This is a genomic window from Sphingomonas sp. LH128 (genome assembly GCF_000293195.2).
GTDB classification, from domain to species: Bacteria; Pseudomonadota; Alphaproteobacteria; order Sphingomonadales; family Sphingomonadaceae; genus Novosphingobium; species Novosphingobium resinovorum_A.
The window spans coordinates 1-6,398 of record NZ_ALVC01000425.1 but is presented as its reverse complement, the minus strand read 5'-3'; the positions used below and the strand labels follow the sequence as shown (position 1 = coordinate 6,398).

General features: G+C 65.4%; 4 protein-coding genes. All 4 read right to left on the bottom strand.

What is annotated here, in order from left to right:
- Nucleotides 1-2,412 (bottom strand): bifunctional aconitate hydratase 2/2-methylisocitrate dehydratase (locus tag LH128_RS27145; protein ID WP_008832905.1); only part of this gene is annotated, 2,412 nt, incomplete at its 3' end.
- A 229-nt stretch (nt 2,413-2,641) separates the two neighbouring features.
- Nucleotides 2,642-2,881 (bottom strand): hypothetical protein, encoded by a 240-nt coding sequence (locus tag LH128_RS27140; RefSeq protein ID WP_008832904.1) that lies wholly within the window; start codon nt 2,879-2,881, stop codon nt 2,642-2,644.
- Between the two features lie 113 nt (nt 2,882-2,994).
- The gene (locus tag LH128_RS27135; protein WP_327195283.1) at nt 2,995-5,724 is read right to left on the bottom strand and encodes a TonB-dependent receptor; all 2,730 of its coding nucleotides are present in this window, start codon (nt 5,722-5,724) and stop codon (nt 2,995-2,997) included.
- A gap of 145 nt (nt 5,725-5,869) precedes the next feature.
- On the bottom strand, nt 5,870-6,398 hold a 529-nt coding region (locus LH128_RS27130; protein WP_008832902.1), incomplete at its 5' end, for a tyrosine-protein phosphatase.

Below are 6,398 nucleotides of genomic sequence, written 5' to 3'. Positions count from 1 at the left end.
GCCCTCGGCCTTGAGTTCGTCGACGATGTTGTAGGTCGGCGGGGCGACGACGAGCGGCGCCTTGAATTCGACCTTGCCCTCGGTCTTCTCGATGTTCTTGAGCATCTGGGCGATGATCTTCATGTCGCCCTTGTGCACCATGCACGAGCCCACGAAGCCGAGGTCCACCTTCTTGGTGCCGCCGTAGTACGAGACCGGGCGGATCGTGTCGTGAGTGTAGCGCTTGGAGACGTCGGGGTTGTTGACGTCCGGGTCGGCGATCATCGGTTCATCGATGATGTCGAGGTCCACGACCACCTCGGCGAAGTATTTGGCCGAAGCGTCCGGCGACAGCGCCGGCTTCTCGCCCGAGCGGATCTCCGCGATGCGGGCGTCGGCCTTGGCGATCAGGCCCTGCAGCGTACCGGCCGCGTTCTCCATGCCCTTGTCGATCATGATCTGGATGCGCGACTTGGCGATTTCCAGCGAGCCTATCAGGGTCTCGTCGTCCGAGATGCAGATCGAGGCCTTGGCCTTCATCTCTGCGGTCCAGTCGGTGAAGGTGAAGGCCTGGTCGGCCAGCAGCGTGCCGATGTGGACTTCGATGATGCGGCCCTGGAACACGTTCTCGCCCGCGCACTGTGCCAGCATCTGCTGCTGGGTGGCGTGGACGACGTCGCGGAAGTCCATGTGGGGCTGCATCTTGCCCTTGAAGGTCACCTTGACCGACTGCGGGATCGGCATGGTCGCCTCACCGGTGGCCAGCGCCAGCGCGACGGTGCCCGAGTCCGCACCGAAGGCGACGCCCTTCGACATGCGGGTGTGGCTGTCGCCGCCGATGATGATCGCCCAGTCGTCCACGGTGATGTCGTTGAGCACCTTGTGGATCACGTCGGTCATCGCGTGATAGACGCCCTTGGGGTCGCGCGCGGTGATCAGGCCGAAGTTGTTCATGAAGGACATGAGCTTCGGGATGTTCACCTGGGCCTTCTTGTCCCACACCGAAGCGGTGTGGCAGCCCGACTGGTAGGCGCCGTCGACCAGCGGCGAGATGACGGTGGCCGCCATCGCTTCCAGTTCCTGCGCGGTCATCAGGCCGGTGGTGTCCTGCGAACCGACGATGTTCACCTTGACGCGCACGTCCGAACCGGCATGCAGCACCTTGCCCGGGGTGACGCCCACGGCGTTGCGGTTGAAGATCTTCTCAACAGCGGTCAGGCCCTGGCCCTCGACGGTGAGTTCCTTGTTCGGAGCGAACACGGTGGGTGCCTCGACGCCCAGCGTTTCAGCCGCGAAGGTCTGGAGTTTCTTGCCGAAGACGATGGCGTAGGAACTGCCCGCCTTCATGAACTCCATCTTCTGCGGGGTGAAGGCGGCGGCGACGTCGACCAGTTCGTTGCCGGCTTCGTCGGTCAGCTTCTTGTTCTTGACGTCGATCTTGAGGATCGTGCCGGTCTCGACCGAGAACTTCTCTTCAAGCACCGGGTTGCCGTCGTTGTTGAGGATCGGCTTGCCGTCCTCGCCGATCTGCTTGACCCAGTTCTTGAGGTTGATGCCGATGCCGCCGGTCACGTCCACGGTGGTCGCGAAGATCGGCGAGATGCCGTTGGTGCCCGCGACGACGGGGGCGTAGTTCACGAAGGGAACGTAGGGGCTGGACTGCTTGCCGGTCCACAGCGCCACGTTGTTGACGCCCGACATGCGCGAGGAGCCGACGCCCATCGTGCCCTTCTCGGCGATCATCATCACCCGCTTGCCCGGGTGCGCGGCCTTGAGCGCCACGATCGCCTGCTGGCCTTCGGGCGAGATCATGCACTGGCCGTGCAGTTCGCGGTCCGAGCGCGAGTGCGCCTGGTTACCCGGCGAGAGCAGGTCGGTCGAGATGTCGCCTTCACCGGCGATGAAGGTGACGACTTCGATCTCGTCCTCGACGTCGGGCAGCTTGGTGAAGAATTCGGCCTTGGCGTAGCTTTCCAGCACGCCCTTCGCCACGGCATTGCCGGCCAGAAGCGCGTCGCGCAGGCGGAACATGTCGGCGTCGTAGAGGAACACCTGGGTCTTGAGCACTTCGCCCGCCTCGGCGGCGATGGCCGCGTCATCGCCGAGCGCGATGTCGAGCAGCACCGAGATCGAAGGACCGCCCTTCATGTGCGAGAGCAGTTCGAGCGCGAAGGCCGGGGTGATTTCGGCGACGGTGGCTTCGCCGAGGATGATCTTCTTGAGGAACGCCGCCTTCACGCCGGCCGCGCTGGTGGTGCCGGGAAGCGTGTTGTAGATGAAGAACTTGAGAGCGTCGGCGCGGTATTCGCTGCCGGTATCCTCGATGAGGGTGATGATCTCCGCGATGAGCGCGCCGTCGTCGATCGGCTTGGGCGCGAGACCCTGATTTTTCCTGCTTTCGATTTCGGCGAGGTAATCTAGGTATAGGCTCATCGTGATCCCTACGTCATGGAGTGGGCGGGAGCCACCATGACAGGTATCGTTGACCGGCCTAGTGGCTGATGGCGCCCCGGTACGCCAACAGGGACCGACTGGCAAGGCACTGGATGACGGCAAAAGCGCCGTTTTTTGCATCTGCACAGTACATTTGAAAAGCAGGAGCCCGGTTGAACGGATCAACCGGGCTCCTGCTCCCTGTCTTCAAGGCCTGTCCGGCCCTCGATCAGGCCGTCGGGGGATAAGGATGGTGGCCGAAGACCCATTGCGGCCGGGGCGAACTATTACGTTCGATCAGAAGGACCTGCGCCTCGCTGCCCTGCATGCCGATCTGGTGCGCGGCGTCGATCGCGCGGTTGAGCGCGACCTTCTGGCTGGCGAAGACGTCGAGAGCGACCCCGTGCAGGCTGACGGCCCATTCGAGACCGCGACGGAAAACATGGAAATCGTTGCGGGACGTGGTCATCCGAGCTTCCTTTCGCATATTTTCGATCGAAACCCAGCCGCGCCACTGCGACGGGATGACGACCTGAGATATTCTCAAGTTATTTGATTGAGAATATCTGTCAAGCCCATCTCTCAGAAGATGCGCCGCAGCGACAGCAGGATCGTGCGGCCCATCGGATCGAGATAGTCGCGCTGGTAGGCGTAAGGCGTCGCGCCGGTATCGTCGGTGACCTTCTGGCGCTGGTTGAAGAGGTTCTCCACCGACAGGCTCACCCGCGTGCCCCGTGCCCAGTCCTTGCCCCGGAAGCGGTTCTGGAGATTGGCGAACACACGCAGGTCCACCGTCGCCAGCGAGGCAAAATGCAGGTTGCCCGAGGCCGAGCTGCTGCCGGTGACGTCCGCCGAACTCTGCCAGTTGCCCTCCAGACGCAGGCCGAGCCCGTTGTCGATCAGGCCGAGGCTGCCCTGCACCTTGTGACGCGGCGTGGACGAGCCGGTGATCGTGCCGCCATCAAGCAGATCTATGGTCGGGCTGCCTTCCGTAAGCTGGACGTCCTGACGCAGCACCCAGGTGTGGTAGAGCGAGGCGAGCAGGCGGACGCCGTTGTCGCCTCCACCACCGAAGCCCCTGCCGCCGGGACCACCGGGACCGCGCGGACCACCTCCAAAGCCGCCCGGACCGCCGCCGGGACCTTCTCCCGGGGGAGGCCCCATGCCGTCAGGCGGCGGACCCATGCCGTCGGGCGGCCCCATGCCATCGTCGCGGTCGCCCGGCGGCCGGCCGAAGCCCGGAGCCTCGGCGGCGCGTTCACGCTCGCCGTTGACGGTGATTTCGTTGCCGGTGCCCTCCTCGGGGCCGCGCCCCTCGGCCAGACGCTCCTCGCCGGAGGGCGGTGCAGGCGGTGCCTCTCCGTTCGCTTCGCTTCGGCCGCCCGGCCCTCGCCTGCCCCACGCTCCGGCAGGCGGACGCGGCGGACGGGTGGGCTTGCGCAGCTGCGCAGAAAGGTTGAAGCCCCAGCGCACCTGCTCGCTGCGCTGGCGGTAGACGTTGACCGGCCGCGCATCGACCGACAGCAGGTTGCCGTCCTCGTCGCGCACCAAGCGGTCGGGATAGGCGTCCTCGACCGCCTGCGTCACGCCGCCGAGCGATAGCACCGCGTTGCGGTTGCGACTGTTGACGTATGTGGCGCTGAAATTGAGCTTGGGCGTGCTCATAACTTGCGCGTTGAGCCCGAGCTTGAAGCTGCGGCGGTCGTCGGCCTTGAGGTTCGGGTTGCCGCCGGTGATCGCGGTCACCAGCACGGTCTGGCCGGTCACGTAGTCGTAGACGCGCTGGTTGCTGGTGGTCACCGTCGGATCGCCGAGGTTGGCGACGGTGGGCGCGCTGCGGTCCTGGTTCATTGCCGCGATCACGGTGATCCCGTCGCGCGGGCGCCAGTTGAGGCCATAGCCGAAAGTCGCAAGGCTGCCGTAGTCGGACACTTGCGTCACCCCCGCATTGAGGTTGACGCTGAGCGTCCCGATCGCGCCGAGCACGCCCCTGCTGCGGCTGGTGAGCGGAATGTCGACGCTCAGGCGCGCGCTGCCGTTGGTGCGGTCGGCATCGCCGCTGCTCGCCATGCCGTCCCGCACGCTCGTGGAGGACTGCGCGGTGAAATCGCCCCCCAGCTTCAGGCTGACGCCAAGGTCGCCGGCGGGCAGCGGCAGCACCTTGCCCGAGACGAGCATGCTGGCGCTGCCGGTGTCGGAGTTCGACTTCGCGCGATTGACGATCATGTTCCCCAGCAGCGCGGGCGAAAGCGTGCCATAGGGATCGACGCCCGCGCTTCCCGCATCGAGGGCATCCTGCAGCGTCGTCACGTCATAGCCGTTGTCGGCCCGCGTCTCCGATTCCGAATGTGCGTAGCTGCCGATCACCGAGAGCTTCCAGCGGGTCGAAAGATCGACGTTGACCGTGCCGCCCGCCGAGACACCGCCGGTGTTCACCGCCTTGCGCAGCGGGTCCTGCGAGAGATAGCGGGTGAACGTGTTCTCGGTGCCGTCCGCATAGGGGCTGTCCGCGGGGACCGTCAGTTCCCCGGTCGCCAGCCCGTCGAGCGAGCGGCTGGTCTGGTACGTGCCCTTGACGTTGAACGAGGCGGTGGCGTTCGAACTCAGCTGGTGTGCAAGGCTGGCGCCCAGCGCGTAGCTGCGGGTGGATGCCTGGACGGTGCGGTAGTCGCTCTCGCCCGGAATGGAATCGACAGGGGTGACGGTGCTGTCCGGATCGGCGGTGATGTCGCGGTCACTCTCGCGGATCGCGGCCTGGCTGGTCGCCTTGCCGGTGATGTTGAGGCGGTCGTTGTCGCGGATCTTGGTATAGGTGAAGGCCCCCGTGCCCTGCCCGCCGCCGCCCTCGCCCGACATGCCTCCGCCCAGGTTCACGACCTTGGACTGGAAGCGCCGCTTGAGGATGATGTTCACGACCTTGGACTGCGCGTCGTAGCCGTACTTGATCGCGACTTCCTCGGGCAGGATATCCACGCGCAGCACGGATTCCACCGGCAGGTCGCCGACTTCGTTGACGCCCGAGATGCGCTTGCCGTTGACCAGCACCACCGGCCCGCTCGAGGCATCGCGCCCGGCGATGCTGGTGGTCTGGTCGGCCAGTTCGTCGAGCAGTTCGGCGATGGAATCGACGCCGTAGGAGGCGATCTCGGCCTGACCCAGCTTGTTCTCCGGAGGAATGTCGCCAATCACCGCGCCCGGCAGGGCCTGCCCGGTAACGACGATGTCATCCCCGTCGCCGGAACTCACCTGAGCCGGCGCTCCCCCGCCCGCCTGAGCAGCCTGCTGCTGCGCCTCGGCTCCCTGCGGCGCCATGATCGCGGCGGACGTAAGCAAGGCGCCGAATGCGCGGTGACGGAGCGGGATACAAGGTGCGGATGCCATGCACTGCGGTTAGGGCGGCGCAGTCACGCCGCCCATCCGCAAATAGTGAGAAATTGTAATCAGCCGTCGCAGGTCATCAGTCCAGCATTGTCTTGCGCAGCTTCGCGAAGTCCGCATCGGTGAAGCCGAGCGTGCGCAAGTAGGCTTCCGAACCGCCGTACTGCTTGTCGAGGTACGTGAAGAACTGCGCCAGATGCGAGGCACCGGAGGGCGTATAGAGCGGCTCCGCCTTGCGCGGTTTTCCGTCCTCGCCCGCAACGTAATACTTCAGGATCGGGTTGTTCGGATAGTCCTTGGGGTCCACCTTGGGCATCTCGAACTGCGGGCGGCGCAGTTCGGTGGAGAGATGGTAGTCCTTCAGGATCGTCTCGCGATCGACGCCGAGCACGTCGTAGAGCAACGCCGTCGCCATGCCGGTGCGGTCCTGCCCGGCCGAGCAATGGTAGACCACCGCGCCCTCGTCAGCGATCAGGCGGCGGAACAGCGAGCGGAACTGCGGCGCCAGCATCTTTTCCATGCCCGCATACATGTTCTCGCCGCCGCCCTGGCCCATTTTCGCCATCAGCGGCTTCAGCGAATAGTCGTTGGCGATGAACAGCGCGCCG

Excerpts from the sequence above, each read along its gene's own strand:
- LH128_RS27140 (WP_008832904.1), bottom strand. The coding sequence starts at position 2,881 with ATGACCACGTCCCGCAACGATTTCCATGTTTTCCGTCGCGGTCTCGAA.
- LH128_RS27135 (WP_327195283.1), bottom strand. The coding sequence starts at position 5,724 with ATGGCGCCGCAGGGAGCCGAGGCGCAGCAGCAGGCTGCTCAGGCGGGC.